This window comes from Wolbachia endosymbiont of Tuta absoluta (assembly GCF_059414725.1).
This window is the reverse complement of sequence record NZ_JBNRJY010000699.1, coordinates 1-20,862: the sequence shown is the minus strand read 5'-3', so window position 1 is coordinate 20,862 and position 20,862 is coordinate 1. Positions and strand designations below refer to the sequence as shown.

The 20,862-nt window shown below is 34.1% G+C and carries 14 protein-coding genes; 3 read left to right on the top strand and 11 right to left on the bottom strand.

Features of this window, described 5'->3' with window-relative positions; all coding sequences use genetic code 11:
* The 8 genes from ACJ5GX_RS07375 to priA form a co-directional block, all read right to left on the bottom strand.
* Positions 1-2,259 (bottom strand): ankyrin repeat domain-containing protein (locus ACJ5GX_RS07375; protein ID WP_495292862.1); only part of this gene is annotated, 2,259 nt, incomplete at its 3' end.
* Positions 2,260-2,274: 15 nt separating this feature from the next.
* The gene (locus ACJ5GX_RS07370) at positions 2,275-2,565 is read right to left on the bottom strand and encodes a hypothetical protein (RefSeq protein ID WP_230608971.1); all 291 of its coding nucleotides are present in this window, start codon (positions 2,563-2,565) and stop codon (positions 2,275-2,277) included.
* A 38-nt stretch (positions 2,566-2,603) separates the two neighbouring features.
* Entirely contained in the window at positions 2,604-4,508 is a 1,905-nt protein-coding gene (gene htpG, locus ACJ5GX_RS07365; RefSeq protein WP_026097246.1) for a molecular chaperone HtpG, read from the bottom strand.
* Positions 4,509-4,666: 158 nt separating this feature from the next.
* Positions 4,667-5,887, bottom strand: a complete 1,221-nt coding sequence (locus ACJ5GX_RS07360; RefSeq protein WP_096097163.1) for a KAP family P-loop NTPase fold protein — start codon at positions 5,885-5,887, stop codon at positions 4,667-4,669.
* Positions 5,888-5,901: 14 nt separating this feature from the next.
* Positions 5,902-6,489 (bottom strand): recombination mediator RecR, encoded by a 588-nt coding sequence (gene recR / locus ACJ5GX_RS07355; RefSeq protein ID WP_180708353.1) that lies wholly within the window; start codon positions 6,487-6,489, stop codon positions 5,902-5,904.
* A 132-nt stretch (positions 6,490-6,621) separates the two neighbouring features.
* Positions 6,622-8,010 carry an ankyrin repeat domain-containing protein gene (locus ACJ5GX_RS07350; RefSeq protein WP_052264726.1) on the bottom strand — a complete coding sequence of 463 codons (1,389 nt, stop codon included), beginning with the start codon at positions 8,008-8,010 and terminating at the stop codon, positions 6,622-6,624.
* 558 nt (positions 8,011-8,568) lie between these two features.
* Entirely contained in the window at positions 8,569-9,357 is a 789-nt protein-coding gene (locus ACJ5GX_RS07345; protein WP_096097162.1) for an ankyrin repeat domain-containing protein, read from the bottom strand.
* Between the two features lie 114 nt (positions 9,358-9,471).
* The gene (gene priA, locus ACJ5GX_RS07340) at positions 9,472-11,436 is read right to left on the bottom strand and encodes a replication restart helicase PriA (protein ID WP_096097161.1); all 1,965 of its coding nucleotides are present in this window, start codon (positions 11,434-11,436) and stop codon (positions 9,472-9,474) included.
* A gap of 83 nt (positions 11,437-11,519) precedes the next feature.
* Here priA and ACJ5GX_RS07335 point away from each other — a divergent pair, with 83 nt between their 5' ends.
* From ACJ5GX_RS07335 to ACJ5GX_RS07325, 3 genes are all read left to right on the top strand, one after another.
* Positions 11,520-12,503, top strand: a complete 984-nt coding sequence (locus ACJ5GX_RS07335; RefSeq protein ID WP_495292861.1) for a hypothetical protein — start codon at positions 11,520-11,522, stop codon at positions 12,501-12,503.
* A gap of 9 nt (positions 12,504-12,512) precedes the next feature.
* Positions 12,513-15,968 (top strand): ankyrin repeat domain-containing protein, encoded by a 3,456-nt coding sequence (locus ACJ5GX_RS07330; protein WP_052264722.1) that lies wholly within the window; start codon positions 12,513-12,515, stop codon positions 15,966-15,968.
* Between the two features lie 281 nt (positions 15,969-16,249).
* On the top strand, positions 16,250-17,476 hold the full coding sequence (locus ACJ5GX_RS07325; RefSeq protein WP_495292860.1) for a hypothetical protein: 1,227 nt from the start codon (positions 16,250-16,252) through the stop codon (positions 17,474-17,476).
* A gap of 24 nt (positions 17,477-17,500) precedes the next feature.
* Here ACJ5GX_RS07325 and thyX read toward each other — a convergent pair whose 3' ends face one another.
* The 3 genes from thyX to fabF form a co-directional block, all read right to left on the bottom strand.
* Positions 17,501-18,343, bottom strand: a complete 843-nt coding sequence (gene thyX / locus ACJ5GX_RS07320) for an FAD-dependent thymidylate synthase (protein WP_007302176.1) — start codon at positions 18,341-18,343, stop codon at positions 17,501-17,503.
* A 9-nt stretch (positions 18,344-18,352) separates the two neighbouring features.
* Positions 18,353-19,630, bottom strand: a complete 1,278-nt coding sequence (gene murA, locus ACJ5GX_RS07315; RefSeq protein ID WP_052264720.1) for a UDP-N-acetylglucosamine 1-carboxyvinyltransferase — start codon at positions 19,628-19,630, stop codon at positions 18,353-18,355.
* Positions 19,631-19,830: 200 nt separating this feature from the next.
* The coding region (gene fabF / locus ACJ5GX_RS07310; protein ID WP_495292859.1) for a beta-ketoacyl-ACP synthase II at positions 19,831-20,862 on the bottom strand (1,032 nt) is incomplete at its 5' end.

Sequence of the window (20,862 nt, the reverse complement as noted above, 5' to 3'; positions counted from 1 at the left end):
ATAGGTCTCCAAATATTTTCTATCATTGGACACTAGGTTTAGGGTCAAAAAGGCTAAATAATGGGAGCTGTATAAGCTGAGAGGTTTATGTACAGTTCTGCGAGAGACTGGTAGGGGAAGTTCCACTGGTCTACTCTCCCTTTTAGATACTTTATCTTTCTTACCAACTTCCGTCTTATTAGCGTCTTCTAAGGCTTTATTCAAGATTTGCTTTATGTCTACACTATTGTCCTCTTTCCTTACCTTTTCCACTAAAGACATTACTTCTTCATAATTAAGAGCGAAGATAGCATTAGACAATTTCTCTTCTATATTTTTAGGCATTTTACCCCTCCTATAATTATTATTATCTATAGTTTCTTCTATTGAAACCTTTTTATTATTCATAATATTTTCTTCTTTATCAACAATACTCCTTTGTGGCCGTTGATTATCAATATTTTTGGATTCTGGATCTTTTTTAATATTTAAATGCAAAGGTGTTTTATCATCTAAACCTTCAAGAAATTTTGTGATTTTTGATTCACTAGAAGATTTTTCCCTGTTTTCTTCCCTTACCAAATATAAACTTTTCGTTCCTACCAGATCTAAAGCTGTTTTGCCATCTCTATCTTGAATGTTCCAATCAGCTCCCTTGTTTACAAGTAATTTTACTATTTCAAATTTATCATGGTAAGCAGCCCAATGTAAAGCTGTTCTGCCATGCCTCTCATCTTGAATATCAATCTCAGCGCCATTTCCAATAAGCAAGCCCATTAATTCTAAATTATTACGTGCCACAGCCCAATGCAAAGGTGCATGCCCTGAATTGTCTATACTATTAATATCAGCAATTTTATGATTAATAATAGTCTTTGCTACATCTATAAAATCTTGTTGTATAGCATAGTGCAAAAATTTTTCTGACATATCAGAAACTCTAGACCTGGCTTCAGTATCTTTAAATTTATCTAATACCGCTTTCACGCATTCTTGATTACGAATAGACAACGCCCTTCGAAGTTTTTCACATATGCTATGCCAAGGTAGAATAGTACTTCGATTTTTTTCCAAATCTTCTAATAAAAGCTTAGTATAGCGCTGTCCACCAACACCAATAAGTAGCCTATCGAGACCTTCATCTTGCGTAAATAATATACTTTTATGCGTTTCTGCATACCTTTCCACAAGTGTGTCATCAGCTGCAATGGCTAGTAGTGAAAGCTCTTTTACTGAATAATTATAATAACCATTTGTTTCATCATAGCTATTATTCAACAGCACATTGTGCATATGATCAGTCAAATTAAGCTGTTGAGAGCAAAAATCCTTCAAATTACCACAATTCAAATCAGTAATAAATCTATCGCTTTCCTCTATATTATTTATAGTTTTATCTAAACCTGTGTAATCACCATAATTTTTTGCTTTATTTATAACGTCTATTAATCCATCAAAGGTTAAATTTTCAGGGATAATGGTAAATTCTTCTTCATTATGCCTTGGTTCTATATTAACCTGATCTTGAGGCCAAAATAACTCTGTTGCTACAACTGCTGTAACTTCTGCAACACCTACCAATACATTCGCAACATTACCTAAAATGCCTGGATCAGTAACTACTTTGTTTGCTACTTCACTACTATCAGATGAACTCTCAGTAATAGACAAGTCTTCAGCAGCAAATGACTTAGGTCCTTCATTCATATTTTTCTCAAGAGTCTCTGTAATTCTATTATCCTCATCTTCGAAATGCCTATTTATTTCATCTAACAAACTTTTGCCATCAACTTTGTAATTCTCTAATTGTTCAGGAATAGCAAGTGTTACTTTGCCGTTTTCATACTCTACCTTACTATCTCGAAACTTAAGGGTGAACTCTAAAATAGCATCAACCCTGCATATTTCCTTATTTGTATCAAGTTCTCTAACAGGCATACTTGGACAATACTGAATATTGAGAGAACCTTGGCTATTATATACAATACTTATCTTTCTATCGTTGGCATGAGGCAAGCTTAGTTTATGCTTAGAGAATATAGGAGAGAGCTGCATTAACAAAGAGCCATCATACCCAGCCTGATTGCAATTAGTAATTAACTCTTCTAATATATTGTCATTTGGAGTTTCTGCCTTAGCATATTTAAACATTTCTGTGAAAACTTGCTTAGCAAACAGGCGGTAATTTGCATTTTCACTCGAAATTAAGTGATTGTGCTGGCAATATAACTCGTGAACATACGCTTTGCTTATTGTTTGCCCATTAATTACAAAATCCATTCTTTCCAAATCAAGTTATGCTTGCTTGCCAGAATTTGCATTCCTATTATTCTCACCTGCCTTTACTTGACTTAGCAAAGATTGTGTTAGCTGAAATTCCAATTCAATTGCTCTGTTAGTATTTTGTCCTTCCTCAACCTCTGAACAATTGCCTGAATCTCCAGAATGACGATGCTCCTTAATTTCTTCTTGTTCTAAAACTTCAAATTCTTCTTCAGCACCTGAATCTCTGGAATGGCGACGCTCCCTTTCTTCTGCAGTATCTACTGCTGGCGGCATGAGCCCACCAAGTAAATTCCACCCCATGTTTTACCCCCTAATTATTAGCTAAACTAAGTATAGCATTAAATAGAAATTTTGCCAAGCAAGTTATTGAGCCTTTTAGCAAATAGACTTACGTCTTCCATCTCTTCACCTTCCACTATACAAGCTTGATAGAACAATAAGTAAATCATATCTCCAAGTGTTGGATTTTCACCATTTTTAGCGTGAGATTCCATTATGTTTCTTATCAAAGGATGCTTAATGTTAATTTCAAGTACTTTTGGCGTGCGGTAATTTAGCTGCTTCTGTTCACGTAAAAAACGCTCCATACGGAGATCCATAGTTCCTTCATCAACTGCTAGACACACAGGACTATCGGTTAATTTCTTAGAGATCTTTACACTTTTTACTAAGCTTCCAAGAACCTTGGTGAAGTATTCGAGTATAGAATCCGCGTTTTCTTCGCTTTTGTTTTCATCTGATTTATTTTCTTCATCTTTCTTGCCTTCTTCTGAAGAAAATTTTTCTAAATCAACATCAGCGCGGGTCACAGACTTAAATTTTTGATCTTTATATTCATGAATCACGCTAGTCCAGAAATCATCAACTGGATCAACAAATAGAAGCACTTCCAATCCTTTGCTGACGAATCCTTCAAGTTGTGGACTGTTTTTTACTGAATCGAGACTATTACCTGTGAGATAGTAGATATGTTCCTGTTCAGGCTTCATTCTGCTTATATAATCATCAATGCTAACTAGCTTACCATCACTGGTGCTATGAAATCTGCAAATGGAAAGCAATGCTTCTCTTTCATCAGTTGGCATAGCTTCGCAAAGACCTTCTTTTAACACCGCACCAAAATTGCCCCAGAATTTTGTATATTCCTCTAAATTCTCTTTTGCTTTTTTGCCGAGCTCTGATATTATGCGCTTAGTTAAAGATTTCCTAATCTGCTCAACTACACGATTATTTTGCAGTGTTTCTCTGCTGATATTGAGAGGCAAATCCGGTGAATCAACCACACCTTTCAAAAAACGCAAGTACTGCGGTATAATCTGCACATTATCTTCAGTGATAAACACTTTATTTACATACAATTTTACAGAGCAGCGTCTATCTGGATGAAATAAATCAAAAGGCTTGATAGAAGGAACATAAAGCAAGTTCGTATACTCTATTGCACCTTCATTTTTATTATGAAATATCATCCAAGGCTCACCGCCCACATGTGCAACACCACGGAAGAAGTCGTTGTGCTCTTCTGGAGTAACGTCATTTTTTGGCTTAGTCCAAATTGCAGCTTTGCTATTTAATTTTTCACTTTTTCCTTCTTCATTTACAAACTCAACGGGAAAATTTATGTGGTCAGAGTAAGTAGTAACGATGTTTTCAATACGGAATTTGTCTAAAAATTCGCTTTCTTCAGGACGCATGATGAGCGTAATTTTTGTGCCACGAGAGATTTGACCATCTAATTTGCTGATTGAATACTCTCCATCTCCTTTAGATTTCCACACCCAAGACTCTTCTTCTCCGGCTTTCCTTGATTCTACTATAACTTCTGAAGCAACCATGAAGCTTGAATAAAAACCAACACCAAACTTTCCAATCAGCTCTACAGCTTGGCTCGAATCTTTATTATTCTTAATTGCATCCAAGAATTTTTGCGTACCAGAACTTGCAATCGTGCCAAGATTATCTATTAAATCCTGTCTGTTCATTCCAATTCCATTATCGGTTATATACAGCTCATTCTTATCTTTATTGGAGCTAATAGTAATCTTCAACTCATCACTTGAATCTAATAAATCAGCATTTAATTGTGATTCATAGCGCAATTTATCACATGCATCTGATGCATTTGATATTAACTCACGCAAGAAAATATCCTTATTAGTATAAAGTGAATGAATTACTATATTTAGTACTTTGCCTACTTCAGCGTCAAATTTTAAACTTTCAGTTTCTTGTATGTTGTGCATTTTGAGCTCCATTATTAGCCTACTACTCTAATAATTTAAGTATTGCACTGCGATCTTTCAAGGTCACACATGCTAAAATTTATGTGGGCCAACTTATGGTTCCAATGCTAAACTGGAATAAGTACAATCATTGTGTCATGCAAATTAAAAAGAAAGTGCTAGAATATAATATCTCTTATTTGCTTCAAAGATTTGTTAGTCTTTGATTCTTTTTTTTTAAAAGTAGTCTCAAGAGAGATTTTAAGCTTTTTCCATTCTTCTTGACCATTTGGCATTAAATCACTCTCAATCTTCTCCAGTACTTTCTGAGGTGATGAATATAATTCCTCGTACAAATCAGTGTTTACTGACTGTAGTATTACTAAAAATGTAAATAAATTCGGATCAAGTAATTCTTCTTTTGCATGGTTCAAAAAACATAGCTTTATTCTTCTTATACAGTATTGTATTGCCTGCAGTGATAATGAGAAGCTTTCTGCATAAAATATAAAGCTATCTATAATTAAGCTCTTTGATTTTTTCGGTAATTCAGAACTTTCAAACAGTTTTCTTATAAACTGCTCTGTTGGCTGTTTTGGCAAATGCAAAGAGAGATCAGTAAAAGATTTTAGGCTAAAATTTGGTCCAAGTATTGTGCTAATTGCTCTTTGCACATTACTCTTATCTTGGCTAACAGAGATAATGAAAACCAGTCCCTCAACATCAAGCATGTACTTTATGGATTCTAAAAAATCGACAATGAATTTAGGGCGACATATATCAAGATCATCCACCATTATATAAATGTTTTTGTCTTTCCTGATTTTATTGACCACATCTGCTAGTTGTATTTTAAAATCTCTAATGTTCTCTTTTCTCCTTTGGAGAAGATTTAACTCACCCAAGACAAAACCAATGTCTTTCTTATCAGCCTCTTTTGCAGCATCGAGAAATACTGAAAGCATAGCAAGTGGAGATTTACTGATCAGCTTTCCTAATGTATTGAGAGAAAATAGTTCTTGGTTTATGTTTTTGAACTGCTGTATAACACTCCTTTTTACTTTGTATGATGCGAATAGATCCTCAAACAAGAAATGCAAAAAAGAAGGCAATGGTTGATCTAGCGCACTAATATCCCATGCGCTGTAATAAGCTGCAATTTCATTTTGCTGCTCTAGATCCTTTACCCATTCTTTCAAAAAAAATGTCTTACCCCACTTATCATATCCTTCTAAGGATACGATCGAAAAAAACTGATCAATTGTCTTAATTATATTACTAAATCTACTTGCAACTTGTTTATAGCCTAAGCAATCATTCTCCCAAGTTGTTACCTTAGGCAATTGCTCCTCTTCTTTTTTTTTTAATGTTATTAGCGATATAAGTTTTTTTAAGCACATACCTTCTTTTGTATTTACTCATACTCTTGTCTTGAAGTAAGCGCTATCTTCAGAGTCCCTTCATCTAGGTAGTCAATTTCTCCACCTATCGGTATACCACAAGCAAGGCGCGATATTTTTACATTCGAATTCTTTAGCAATTCAATTATATATTGCGCAGTAACTTGGCCTTCTAATGTCGGATTGATTGCAATAATGACCTCTTCAATTTTAAATTCTGTAACTCTTTTGGGAATGTTATCAAGATTCAGTTCTTTTGGACCTATGCCATTTATTGCTGATAGCCTTCCACCCAAAACATGATACATACCTGAATATATATTCCCTTTTTCAAATGCCCATAGATCACCCAATTCTTCTACTACACACATTAACTTGGTGTCACGCTTTGGGTTAGTACAAATAGAACACGGCGATTTAGTATCTAGGTTTCCACAAATTTTGCACTCTATTATAAGATCCGCTAGCTCTCTAATCAAAGATGCAAGCGGTAGCATGACTTTCTCTTTATTTTGGAGCAAATGTATAACTAATCTTCGTGATGATGATGGACCTAAACTTGGCAATTTAGAAAAAGCATGAACTAAATTCTTTATATTAATGTTCATTTAACAAATTCAGGATATAGTTTATAAAATGATAACATCAAACCTTTCGTAAAGAAAGCTTAGTTTGATTGGCTATGAAAAAGATTTCCCACTTTTTTTAGAACTGTCTTGAAAAAATTAATGTAATCACAATCTACTGTAACCTAACTCTGATTCAGGTATAACTGAAATTATCTCACACATTTGCGTAGTTACTACGGTACTTCTTTTTTGAAAATGACGTAATTTATTTTTCAACATATTTCTTTCTTCTACATAACTGTCTGACTCTTTATTCAAACTAGAATTTTTTTCTTCATACTTGGAAAGTATTGTATCGATCAAATAATTAAAAAATAATATTAGACCTGTAGTGTTGGCAAGCAATGCAAGAGAATAATATAACATATCTTCACTCACTTCTTCATTTATTATGTCATGGGAATTTCTATACATTCTAAAACAAGAGCCGAAGGCTGCTAAGCATACACAAGTAAGTTTTGTTTTGTTTAGGACGCACTTAATTCGTGCTAGTTTTTTATTATTATCTTCTAATTTTATACGCAACTCACTAATTTTACTACTATAGTGCTGAATAAACAATTCTATGGCCTCTTTGTTATTAGCATAATTATATGCTTTGTAAGATTCCTTATCTATGAGTTCAGTATCTATATCCTTTGATTTGAGAAGCTCTTTGATTGCTTCATTTTTGTTAAGAAGCATAGCTTCGTGTAGAGGTGTGTACTCATTTTCAACATCTTTTCTTCTGTTAATATTTTCACGAGTTAAGTAGTTAAAAAGAGCTGAAATGCATTCTGAATTATTGCTTTCAATAGCCAGAGTAATTGCATCTTTTCCATCCTTGTTATTAGTATTAATAACTTTGAAAAGCGGCTTTTCATTCTCTTGCTTATGTTCAAAATATTTGCGTTTGTAAAACTCACTTGAACAGTATGGTTCCTTAAGAATACACAAAAGTTTTTCTACAAAACAAGTACGATTTCTTTTTATAGCTACATGTAAAGGTGTGTCATGATTCTCCTCGTCTTGCAACAATAAGACATCATACAAATAACCCTCTTTATATAAAAAATTAATCTCTTGATCAAAAGAGATATCTTCTTCTCCTTTACAGATATTTAGTAGCCGTAACCCTATACTTTCTGTAGTACTGTAATCAATTGCAGAGCTACGTTGCACTTTAGATTGATAAAGGGTTACGTCCATACTATTCCTACCTTTAAACAACCCAGCTATACCTCTAAATATTACAGCTATACCTGATTCACTCCGAGCAGCACAAGGCGTTTTATCTTGAATGTGAATCTCAACATTTTCACTAGAAAAAAGTTCTAAAACATGCGAGTTGCTTTTTCTACTGGAAAAAGGCACATCGTTCCTTTTATCTTTAATCTCAGCACTCTTTGCATTCAAAGAATTTAGAGAGTTAGCTAAACAATCAAGATCTGTAGCATTTTTAGACTCAAGGTCTTCTGCTTGAAAATTTGCTGCAGTGTTTATTTCACCTTTCATATTTCTTTTTTTACAGAAGTTGCATTTCAGGTAGGGTATCTCATCTTTAAAATTTTTCAACTCTATTTAAATTTTTTTAAAATAGTTTTTGATAAAAATACTTATGAAACTAACTTCTGTGTTAATTTTTTAGAAGATTTTATAGCTAAAAAATTACTTCCGCATATTTTAAATCTGATTACAATTACAGTTAGAGATATTTATTGAGCTCAAAAATCTATCTTCGGTCTGCAGACTTTTAAATCACACTCACTAAAAATGTAGCGTATCCTCTTCAGAGCATATCTGTCGTATGTGCACTGCATTTTTTCTAATCTTTTTTATACAGGGGGATCTTATGTTCAGAATTCCAGATACTTGACCTTTAATTTAGCTAATAAAAACCAACTGGTACCTGCGGTTTTTATAGCTACGTTTTCTCAAATAAGTTTTAAATGAATAGATTTCTTGCATAATAAGATGTCATCCCAGTGCTTGACACTGGGATCCAATAAGAAAAATGCGCTGGAACTTTCGAATTCCAGTTATGCAAGAAATCTAATGTTAAAAAACTCACAGTTATCCTAGTACTGCTTTATTATCTACAGTCTTTTCATACTTGACAGAAGAGAGTTGAGGATTAACAGCTTCTTCTATTGATTTAGCCTGTTTATAGTCTTGACTTAGGAAATATATAGCCACTCCAACTGCTATTCCAGCAACAAGAGCAGATACTGCGAGTGTGCATAATATAATAGTCATTGAAGGGACTAAAGCACTACCAACACCGAGTCCAATGCCAAGAAAAACGCCAGGTATAATGCCAATCAAACTATTACATCTAGCACTTTCTTTTTTCGATTTAGCTTGGTCTTTCATAGATTTAATGAGTGCTTCTCTTGTTTTTTCTTCTTGATCTAAATCTAATGGGATTTTCTCTTCTTTATTCTTTATCAAAGGGCTTGCACCATATTTTAAAAGGGCTTCTATTGCCTCAGTGTTATTACTTATAACAGCTTGGTGTAATAATGTATTTTTACTACTTTGATCTTGAAAATTTATCAATTTGTAGAAATACTGAGGAGTAATAAACCTATTCACAGTTTCATCTAAAATCTTCATCACGTCTTGAAATGATAATTTCTCTTTTTTCTCAGATATTGCACTATTGTATTCAATGCAGTGGTGCAAAATAAGATACACCATCTTTTTTCTTATATCTACAGCATCCTTTATAGATAAAGCTGATTTAAATAACTCTTTGTTAATTAATATTTCGTTATTCTCACCAAGAAACCCCTTCAATTCTCTAGTTTTGTCTTCATACCCTATCCCTTTCTTACAGACGATTTCAAGTAAAGTAGTCATATTATTTACCCATTCTAATTATATCAATAATACAATAAATTCTAATAAAAGTCAAGTTTTTTAATTAAAAAATTAATAGAACTTATTAGCAATTCCTACAAATGTCAAATAAATTCAAAAGAAACTCACAGGATCAACATCTATTGTTACTGCAATATTTGAACTCAAGTTACAGCAATGTTTCAGCTTTTTCTTTATAGACAGACTGTATTTATTGTGTATTTTGAGTAACACTCTATACCGATATTTATTATTTAAGAAATTTATTGCTGCTGGTGATGGGCCAAAAATTTCAAATTCTTTCAATGTCAAGTGCTGAGAGGTAGTTGAAAATTGATTATGTAAAAAGCTTGTTAACTCACTTGCTGCTTTCTGCGTTGCAAATTGATCCTTACCACAAACTATAAGCGCTATTAATCTACTAAATGGGGGCATTTTAGCTTTGCTTCTTGACTCAAGTTCAATTTCATAAAACAAATCCCTTTTTTGCTGCTGCAATGCTTTTATTATCAAACTTTCAGGATTATTAGTTTGCACTATTACCATTCCTTTTTCATTAAACCTTCCCGACCTTCCTGCAACTTGATGCAATAATTGATATGTCTTTTCTGCTGCCCTGAGGTCAGAATTTTCAAGGCCTAAATCTGCGTTTATCACTCCAACCAAAGTTAACTTAGGGAAATTATGCCCTTTAGCAATCACTTGTGTACCGATTATAATATTCACTTCTTCTTTGAGCACTGAGTCAATTACGCTACCAAGCGACTTCTGGTCGCTGCTAATAATCGCAGTCTTTGCGTTTGGTATTAATTTTACTATTTCTTCAAGTAACCTCTCAATTCCTATACCACAAAGGGATAATGACTGCTGACTTTGACAATTAGAACACTTTTCTGGAAGTTTTAATTGATAAGAACAGTGATGGCATAAAAGGACATTCTTTTTCTTGTGGTACGTAAGCCATACAGTGCAATTTGAGCAGGAAATTTTGTATCCACACTTTTTACAAACTGTAAGTTGTGCGTATCCTCTGCGGTTTAGAAAGAGCATAACTTGCTGTTTTTTCTCTATGGTTTGTTTTATTCCTTCGAAAAGTTCATTGGAAATCCATTGCTTATTATTTACTACTTTTATTTGTGGCAACTCTGCACCACCGAATCGTTTAGTCAATTTTACATGATTGTAATTCCCTTTTTTAACATGATAAATTGTTTCAAGCAGCGGAGTGGCGGATGATAAAATAATCGAAATATTTTCGAGCTTGGCTAAGATAATGGCCATATCTCGAGCATTATATATAATCCCCTGTTCTTGTTTAAAGGATGAGTCATGCTCTTCATCGACGATAATTAATTTTAGGTTTTTATAAGGCAAAAAAAGTGATGACCTTGCCCCAATAATGATCTGCGCACTTCCATTTGCTATATTGAGCCAATTATTTCGGCGAGCTTTTGGAGTAAGTCCTGAATGCCACTCAGCTATATTTCCAGATATCTGACTGTGAACACGATTTACCAATTGTGAAGTTAGAACAATTTCTGGCAGAAGGATAAGGACTTGTGCATCGTTTACGATTTCAATTAACCTTGCAATCACAGAGAGATAAACTTCCGTTTTTCCAGACCCGGTTTCACCGTCAAGCAAAGTCACTGAATACTCATTCAAATTACTTATTATCTTATTGCGAGCTGCTTGCTGCTCAGGGCTTAATTGGCAATCTATTTCACTTATTTCCTGCTTTTGCTTAGTGAAAACTAACTTATCTATCTGATTTACCTTTAATACTCCTCCCATTATTACTTTGGCAAGCATACCGATAGGTATTACATTATACTGCGCAACCCACTCTGCAAATTCGATCAGTTTTGGTCTGATACTCGGTAACTCGATCTTTTGTTCAATGCATTTTAATTCTCGATCACTCTTGCCGCTATATTTCCAAACTATTCCAATCAAACGCTTTCTGCCAAATGGTACCACTACGTAATCTCCAATTGAAACTTCAGTATCTTCCTCAACTGCATATGAAAATAGCTGATCAATTGGAAGTGGCAGTAATACGTCAACTGTTCTTGTCATAAGTTAGCGCTGTTTTTAGATACATAGAGAAGCCTTAATGCTTTTTTCATAGTACACAATTTATAATCATAAATACTGGAAATGTGAGGAAATTCTGTATGTTTAGCGATAAAATAGTCCTAGACTTTGAAATAGAAAAAGGTGACCGAATAGATCGGTGTTACTTCTCTACACGCATCAAACTTACAGATAAGAGCAAGAGTTTTCTACGTGAAAAGCTCGGTAAACCTAACAATTTAGATGATTACTTTAATCTTAATCCTGAGAATTTTTATATTTATTACAACAAATATAGTGGGCACTATGGTATAAATGAGCTGTATGTCAGAGATAATAATGGTAGATATTTAGCTACTAAACTTCCACTTGATCAGAGCGGATTTTCGATAGAGTTATCATTCGACGAGGTGAATTATGGCTTTTATCCTATGTATGCAATCTATAACCCCACTCAATATGACAAAAAGCAGGAAAAGAGCTTTGAAGATAATGGTGAATTGCAGCCGTTTGTGTCAATTGTATTGGATTACTTTCTAAATGGCTTAACTGTTCAAGATATGTTTTTGCAAATACAAAATGAGCTTGTTGAAAAAGAAACAAAATTAGAAGAAGACAGAAGAAAAGCAGAGGAAGAATTAAATAAAAAGAATGAAAAGTTAAGGGAACTCATAGAAAATGATGAGATTAAAGTACTTAAAGTAATAAAAGGCCATAGTATTGGGAATGGACGTTCAGCGGCAATTTTGCAGCTTGATGGTGATCTTGATGCAAGTAAGTACTACATAGCAGAGTATGAAGGCAATGAATACTTACATTGCACGAGCTCTGGTTATGACATACTGCTTGACCAGAGCGATTTATTTTTTGTTCTCAATAGCAGCTCTTATCTTGAACTTGAAAGCGGTTTCTACTCAATACCTGCTGGCAACTATGCTAAATATCTCGATACTAAGAATCTGCTTTTTAGCGATGATCAACTATCTAAGCAGTTATGCAAAAACAAGGTAAAGGCTGAATCTACAGTTAACGCATTTTTCTCAAGACTTATTTATAGTGAAAATTTTTAAGAGGTGAATATGAAATTTAAAACAAATTCTGAATATGATAAATCACAAACTTTGATTAAAAAATTATTTCCAAATAAAGAAAGTATAGTAATAAACGATCAGCTTACAATAGAAGTAAAATATGGGGGATTAGCTAGTTATACCCCTGAGTATATAAAACAAACTGTAAAAGATGCTTACGGAGCCTGGTCTGATAATTTCTATTCACAAAAAAGCGTTCATTCTGGTCCAGTAAAATTGCAGCTTTATGTGCTGAAAAATTACGATGATTACAAAGCTCACATCAAGGAACTTTCAGGTGGTAAGGACCATAGAGAATTATGGGGTGGTGGAACGGTCAGAGCACACGAAGCTGACGGCACGATAGCAAAGACTTTTATTGTTGGAGATGTAAATGGTTTACTTTGCGCAAAATCTAAAATTTTAATGGAGAAAATGAGCGATGCATTTCTTGAGTACTCTACCGGTAATATGGATACAGTACCTGAAGTTTTACGTACCGGTATGAAGCTTTTCATGTGGAGCTATGATGCAGCTAAAAAAGAAAGCACTCGCGATATGCATTATACAAAAGAAGCATACAATAAAATGCATGAATCTGGGCATGATACACCATATAAAATAGCAAGTATGTCTAACGACTATAGAATATCAGATTGCTTAGTGACATTCCTACAAGAAAAACATCCTCAATTCATAAAGCAATTGCTTACTGAAATGTCCTTCGATAGAGTACAAGCGATATCAAAATTCAAACATCTTTTGAATAACTCAGAAGTTGAAAAAGAATTTAAGCAGTGGATGGATGTAAAAAGTGGCGATAAAATTGTGGCAGATCTTGTGCCAGATAGTGAAGTTATGACTTTTGGCGAACACAAGCTTCAAATAAATATAAAATATGATGATGAGGAATTAACTCAGAGCAAATTGAGTAGTGTAAAAAATGCCATCGAGAGTACTATAAAAGATTTTGATTCAGCATTTGGCATTAATAATTCTCAGCCTTGGCACAACATACCAAATAAAGTTAATGTTTTCGTATTTAATACAAAGAGTGACTACGAAAATTATCTTAAGGAGTTGAACGTTAACTATAAAGGCGCTTCTGGCTTAACAGTTCAAGGGCGTGGCTCAGAAGTTCATGTTTATTTTTATCTACAAGACCAATTTGATGACTCGTGTAAAACTTTAAAACACGAATTGGGGCACGCCTTAACTATCATTAATTCCTATTATGGTACAGGTGATGTCTTATCTAAGGCCATGCATGAAGGGGTTGCTAACTATATGGCAAGTTTAGAAGATGGTCGGCATGTCAATGACCACGGAGATAAAGAGGCCTTGATTGCAATAAGAAATAAAGATCTCAAACCAGATGAAATATTGCGCAATAATATTTGGAGTAATAAAGGGGAACATTATCATTCGGATGCTGAACAAGTGATCAAATTTCTTGAAGATAAACACCCAGATATGATTGATAATTTGCTCAAGAGCCTTTCTAAATCTGGTGCAAATAGGTCTCAAGGTAATAAATTATTTGAGGATTTTTTGGCTGAGCTGAAAGGTTATGATCAAGAATTTAAACAATGGGTTAAGGCTGAGCTGAGTGGTGAACAACATATGGAATATAATGTTGTTGAATCTAACAGTGTTGAAAGTTCAACAAGCCAACAAAGTACAGGCAAGGGTCTATATGGTTATAGTCCAGTACATAATGTAAGTGGTGATAAAACCAAGATAGAAAGTGTCAGTAGAGAAGATTCTATGCAACCTGCTAAAAAAGTGAGTGAAGACGAACAAGGAAAAGCTGTTACAACAAAAGTTATGAAGTATAATAAACAGCCTTTCTTAAAGGTGAATATTGATGACAATAATGTAGAAAACACTATAGGAAAAGTAAACGAGATAAATAAGGTAACAGGTGCGACGAGTTTACATTTTGCTGCTTCATTGGGAGATTTAAGCAAAGTAGCAATGCTACTAAAACACAATTCATATACTGATACAAGAGACCATAATGGACAAACGCCACTACATTATGCCATTCAGTCAGGAAATACGGAAGTAGCAAAATATCTTATTGATCATGGAGCAAATCTTAATGTTCATGACAATTATTATCAGAAAACTAATACTAAATATGTGTATTATAAGACACCTTTACACTATGCCATTGAGTCTGGAAATATAGAGATAGCTAAATACTTAATAGATCGTGGTGCAAATCCTAATATTCAAGATGCTTATTCCAAAACGCCATTATACAGTGCTATTTATTCAGGTAATACAGAAATAGTGAAGTATCTATTAGATCATAACGCAGATCCTAATAGTAAAAGTTATTATACTTTTCCGTTACTTGCTGCTATTAAGCTAGGGAATGCGGAAATAGTTAAGAGTTTAATTGAGCATGGCGCAGATCTTGGTATCAAAAACACGTCAGCTCAAACACTGCTGCACTATGCAATTGAGCTAAAACATACGGAAATTGCTAAATACTTAATAGATCGTGGTATAGATGTTGATACCCGTGATATTAGCTCTGGTAAATCTCCACTACATTTTGCCATGTACATGAAAAATATGGAAGTAGTTAAATATCTCATAGAGCATAATGCGGATATTGATATTCAGGATAGCTACGGCTTAACACCTTTGCATCTTGCTGTTGATCTTGGGAATAAGAAGATGATAGAGCAGTTAGTTGAAAAAGGTGCGAATATTAATGCTCAGGATAATGATGGTTGGACACCTTTAGTTCATGCAGTGAGGCATGGAAAGTTAGATACAATAGAATATCTAATAAAAAACAAAGCTGACGTTGACGTTGTAGGCAAAGATGGCAGGACACTTGTTGAACATGCTGAGTTATGGGCAGAAGAGAAAGGACTAGCAAGAGATGTAATAGATAGCAAAGGCGGTAATGATTCTTATTATCGTGAGCTTTCAAAAGAAGCTGCAACTTGGGAAAAAGCTGGAAAGGATATGCTTAGCTATCTCAAAAAAATTACTATGCAAGAAGAAGAATCTAACGATATAGACCAAATGCCAGCAGATCAACCTGCGAGTGAAGAAAGGAGTAAAAGATCGATAAGAGGAGATGAAGAGAAGCAAGAGGAAACAATTGTTATAGATAATGTGAAACAACATCCTTTAAAAATCAAAGTGGGTGAGGCTGTTGAAATAGGGAAATATAAGGTAGAACTGCAAGTTACGTATGATGATGTAAGAAATTTTTATGACACTATACGTGGTAAATATCATGATGGTAGTGGATACAATTATGAGCAAGTAATGGTTTTGTACAATGAAATTGTTAGGCCAGCATCACAGCATCATGATGAACCATTTACTCTTGCTGAGTCCTATATTGCAGATGGGCATCTATTTATTAAAAATCAAGATTTTGGAACTTTGAATGATTTTAATGAGATGTTCTATAAAAGTGATGAGTTTATGTAATGTAAAAGGTGGATGAGAATTAATTGATATAAGGAATTAGATCTTTCACTGTCATCCCAGTGTTTCTTTCCCCTGCCATTCCGGCGTTTCCTTCTCCTGTCATCCCAGTGCCCCGACACTGGGATCCAGTGTTCATATAATCTCATCACAAACGTTTATTTTAATTTTAGACCAATACCCAATTTAGAATCAAAATTCCTAGATTCCAGTGTCAAGCACTGGAATCTACTATGCAATTTACTTTTTTATATAACAAATAATATTAATTTATTAATTGACAGGTGGCGTGGGTTATACTATTATTAAGATATATAGTTAATATCTTAATAATCAATATGCCAAAACATGTTAATCGCATTGCTCAATCTATTGTATTAAAAGTCTATACTGATAAGGAACATCCTAGAGTTAAAGTGTTTTATAAAACTGAAGATAGAGAAGATGGACAAGTTGAAACAAGACTCTCAAAACAGGAAATTGCGGAGTTTTTAAATCAATTTGCCAATAAAGGAAAGCACCAAATTTCTATCAGTAAAAATGTAGAACAAGGTATAATTAAAGATATAGAAGGTATACGTAGAGAAAATGGTAGATATGTATACAAAGCACCGGATTTATCAGCTGAAGAACAATATAATAAATTATTTGAAAGTGAGAAAGCTATTCAATTTAATTTGAATACTTTTATGTCAGATAGTATATCTAAAATTGTACAATTAAAAGATAGATTTGAAGAAATTTTAGGTTTTTCTCTCGAAAGAGGGTTATGTCACTCATTAAATTACTTTGTTACTTTTCTAAAATTAGAGAATAGGCAAGATTTTGTTGGATTTCTCGAGTCTGATAATATTATATCTGAACAAGATTTTATGAATTATATTGATGGAAGAAAAGAACAAACGATTAAGTTATTGATGATGAAGTTTTTATCGCAATTTTTACCTATTCTTGATGTTCAGAGCATTGAAAAGCGAGAAGGAGATCCATTTTATTATGATGAGATAATATATAAGCAATTATGTAACGATCTATCTTCAACAAAAGTATGGGTCTATACTAACCAAGAACAAATCAAACGTTTCTTAAATGATGTGAAGATAGGATGCTACTTAGAATTTAGTTATTTTTGCTATGCTTGTAATGAAGAAGATGTCATTGAGGATGAGGGGCATTCTATGTTGGTGTATAAAGCAGAGAATGATAAATACATATTTTTTGACCCTAATAAAGGAGCGGTTGGCTTTTGTCCTGATACAGGAGCTGCTAATTTTACATTAGAGGAAGTTTGTAGGGTAATGGAACTTGCTGTAAACCATTATTCATATGATATGTATGTTGAAAATTTTGCAGATTATTGCGAAGTTCGTATTGGACTTAGAAATGCAACACTGATTTCAAAGAAAGCTGAAAAACTTTATGAAACAACAGAAAGAACAAATTCAAAAATAATTGATATATCAGTTGATAAAGGTATGAATAAATTGTTGCTCACACCTGCAAGTCTGTGAAAGGACATAACTCGATCTTTTTGGCTATTTACCAAGTATAGACATCAGCTCATTCCATTCTCTTTTACCAATGCCACTTTCTTCTCTCGCAACATTTTCTCCTTTTATTAGCTTGCGAATTATTTCAAGACCAGTTTTTGAAATACAGGCTGATTTTAAGGAGTATTCAATGAAAGCATTATAGGCCAGCGGGACCCATTTCTTTACTATGTCCAACATAACTTCTGCATAGACTCTAATTTCATATTGGGCGTGCTGATCAGCTCTAAGCCTTAAAAAGTGAAGAAGGTTGTGTAAATCTATTTTCCAATAAAACTGAGTATAGTAATTAAGTGTTAGATTAGTTCGGGCAATTTCCCTTGCAAGGCCCTGTTCAATAAATTTCTCATAATGAGAATATACTAAATTAGAATCATTTATTAGAGAATCTATTATTTCTTTTGAAGTACTTGAGTCAAAAGCTTCACCGCTGCCTTGTTTATTATTATCAGATTGTTTTGCAACCTGTTCTGGTATATAAAATTCATTATCAAGTATCGAATACCTTCCGGAATATTCATTCACATTTGCAGTTCTGTGTCTTATCCACTGTCTTGCAATAAAAATTGGAAGTTTCACGTGAAACTTAATTTCACACATTTCAAATGGAGTTGTATGATGATGCCTCATCAAATACTTTATAAGCGCCTCATCTTGATTTATCTGTTTTGTTCCCTTTCCATAAGAAACGCGAGCAGCTTGAACTATGGCGCTATCAGAGCCCATATAATCAATTACTCGAACAAATCCATGATCTAATACTTTATGTTCTTCGTATAGAATGTCATCTATTTCTTTTACTGTAGTTCGCTTAGTTGTCTCATTCATAATATATCCTCAAGATGAAACGAAAATATCAGCCCCGCATGAATTGAGTTTTTCGTGCATTGCCTCATATCCTCTCCATAAATGATGTGAGTTATTTATTGTAGTTTCTCCTTTAGCTACCAAAGAAGCGAGAATTAAAGCTGCTGTTGATCTTAAGTCATTAGCATATAGATTAGCTCCAGATAAGCTCTTTATTCCACTTATAGTAGCTTTATTTTTTTCGATGCTGATATTAGCACCTAATTTTCTTAACTCATTCGCATGTGCAAATCTACTTTCAAAAATGTTCTCTTCAATGATTGATATTCCATCTGCAATGCACATTGCAGACATTAGTTGTGGTTGCATATCACTGGGAAAGTTGGGATATGGATTTGTTGCAACGTGAGCAGATTTAATAGAGCCATTTTTTCTGGAAATAATAATACCATCGTCATGTAACTCAACTCTGGCTCCTATAGTCTTCAATTCATTTGCAATACATCCTATATCAGATAGACTTACTCTCCCTAACTTTAGCTTGCCGTCGGTAATGACAGCAGCCAAAGCATAAGTACCGGCCTCTATGCGATCTGGTATTATTTTATGCTCACACCCATTTAATGCTTCAACACCTTCTATTGTGATTTTTGTATTATTAACTTCAATATTGGCACCCATACTCTTCAGAAACTCTATTAAATCAAGAACTTCCGGCTCGATTGCAGCATTGTTTATTATTGTTACTCCCTCTGCAAGTGTTGCTGCCATTATTATATTTTCTGTTGCACCAACACTCACTTTTTCAAATGTTATTTCTTTGCCTTGCAATTTCCCCTTTGTTGTTGCATTTATATTACAGCTATCAATTTCAATTTTAGCTCCCATTGCTTCAAGTGCCTTAATATGAATGTCAACAGGACGTTTTCCAATATTACATCCACCAGGAAATACTGTTGAAACTCTACCAAATCTGCTGAGCATTGGACCTAGCATTAAAAAAGATGCTCGCAGTCTGCTTGCAATTTCATGTGATATTAAATAGCTATTGATATTGCTACAGTCAATTTCCAAAGTGTGATTTGCTTTATAGTCTTTATTGCATATAAAATTTACTTCTGCACCAAGACTCTTAAGCAGCTCAGACATCAAATGCACGTCAATTAAATCAGGTACGTTATGCAAAGTTATTGAAGAATTACTAAACAAGCTTGCCGCCATTATTGGCAAGACGGCATTCTTTGAACCATTAATCTTGATTTTTCCAATCAAGGGCTTATGGTTACTTCTTACTAATATTTTATGCATTTAATCAAGCGATAGAACTTATCAAGTAAGTATAATAGGTTAGCGGTAAAAGGCAAAATTTTGCTTTTTTCCCTGTTATCCCAGTGTGTGACACTGGTTTCCATAATCATCAGAAACGTTATATTTTTTTATACTCGCAAATTTAACTGGATGACAGACTTGCATGATATCTTCATAATCTATTAAAAAAGCATAATTAATTATACCTTTCCAAAGATGAGAGACGCATTAGTCCCACCAAAACCAAATGAATTAGAAAGCGCATATTGAATTTTATGCTCTTGAGCTTTAAGTGGTACAAAATTTAAATCACACCCTTCTGAAGGTTTGTGTAGGTTTAAAGTTGGTGGAACAATTCCATTGTTTAATGCAAGGATACTAAATATTGCTTCAACACTTCCTGCGGCACCAAGTAAATGTCCTATAGAAGATTTAGTCGAGGAAATAGGTATTTTATAGGCATAATCACCGAATAACTGCTTCATTGCTATTACTTCAACTTTATCCCCAAGTGTTGTTGAAGTTCCATGTGCATTGATATACCCAATTTGACTTGGGCTGATTTGTGCATTTTTTAAAGCAAGCTCCATTGCCTTAAATGCGCCTCTTCCTTCTGGATGAGGTGCTGTGATGTGGTGCGCATCTCCTGTGAGTCCATATCCAGTGAGTTCCGCATATATTTTTGCTTCCCTTTTTTTTGCATGTTCATATTCTTCCAGAACTAATATACCGGCCCCTTCGCCCATGACAAATCCATCGCGTTCTTCGTCCCATGGCCTTGAGGCCTCTTCAGGCTTATCATTGAATTTAGTTGATAGCGCCTTCATCGATGCAAAACCTGCAATTCCAACTCTGCATAACGCGCTTTCTGCTCCGCCTGCAATCATAATGTCAGCTTCACCGAGTTTTATAGCTCTTGCTGAGTTTATAATCGCATGCGCACCTGTTGCACATGCAGTTACCGCTGAGTCATTTGGACCTATAAATTCGTATTTAATAGAAATATGACCAGATATCAAATTTATTAGACTTGCAGGAACAAAAAATGGGCTAACACGTCTAGGCCCCTTCTCCTGCATGGTAATTACATTTTCCTGAATTGACGGAAGACCACCTATACCAGAACCAATAGCTACACCTATTCGCTCTTTATTAATATTTTTATTTTCCAAAATTAGTGAATCTTCTACTGCCTGAACAGCTGCTGCAATTCCGTAGTGAATAAAACGATC

Excerpts from the sequence above, each read along its gene's own strand:
- ACJ5GX_RS07370 (WP_230608971.1), bottom strand. The coding sequence starts at position 2,565 with ATGGGGTGGAATTTACTTGGTGGGCTCATGCCGCCAGCAGTAGATACT.
- htpG (WP_026097246.1), bottom strand. The coding sequence starts at position 4,508 with ATGCACAACATACAAGAAACTGAAAGTTTAAAATTTGACGCTGAAGTA.
- ACJ5GX_RS07360 (WP_096097163.1), bottom strand. The coding sequence starts at position 5,887 with ATGTGCTTAAAAAAACTTATATCGCTAATAACATTAAAAAAAAAAGAA.
- ACJ5GX_RS07350 (WP_052264726.1), bottom strand. The coding sequence starts at position 8,010 with ATGAAAGGTGAAATAAACACTGCAGCAAATTTTCAAGCAGAAGACCTT.
- ACJ5GX_RS07345 (WP_096097162.1), bottom strand. The coding sequence starts at position 9,357 with ATGACTACTTTACTTGAAATCGTCTGTAAGAAAGGGATAGGGTATGAA.
- priA (WP_096097161.1), bottom strand. The coding sequence starts at position 11,436 with ATGACAAGAACAGTTGACGTATTACTGCCACTTCCAATTGATCAGCTA.
- ACJ5GX_RS07330 (WP_052264722.1), top strand. The coding sequence starts at position 12,513 with ATGAAATTTAAAACAAATTCTGAATATGATAAATCACAAACTTTGATT.
- thyX (WP_007302176.1), bottom strand. The coding sequence starts at position 18,343 with ATGAATGAGACAACTAAGCGAACTACAGTAAAAGAAATAGATGACATT.
- murA (WP_052264720.1), bottom strand. The coding sequence starts at position 19,630 with ATGCATAAAATATTAGTAAGAAGTAACCATAAGCCCTTGATTGGAAAA.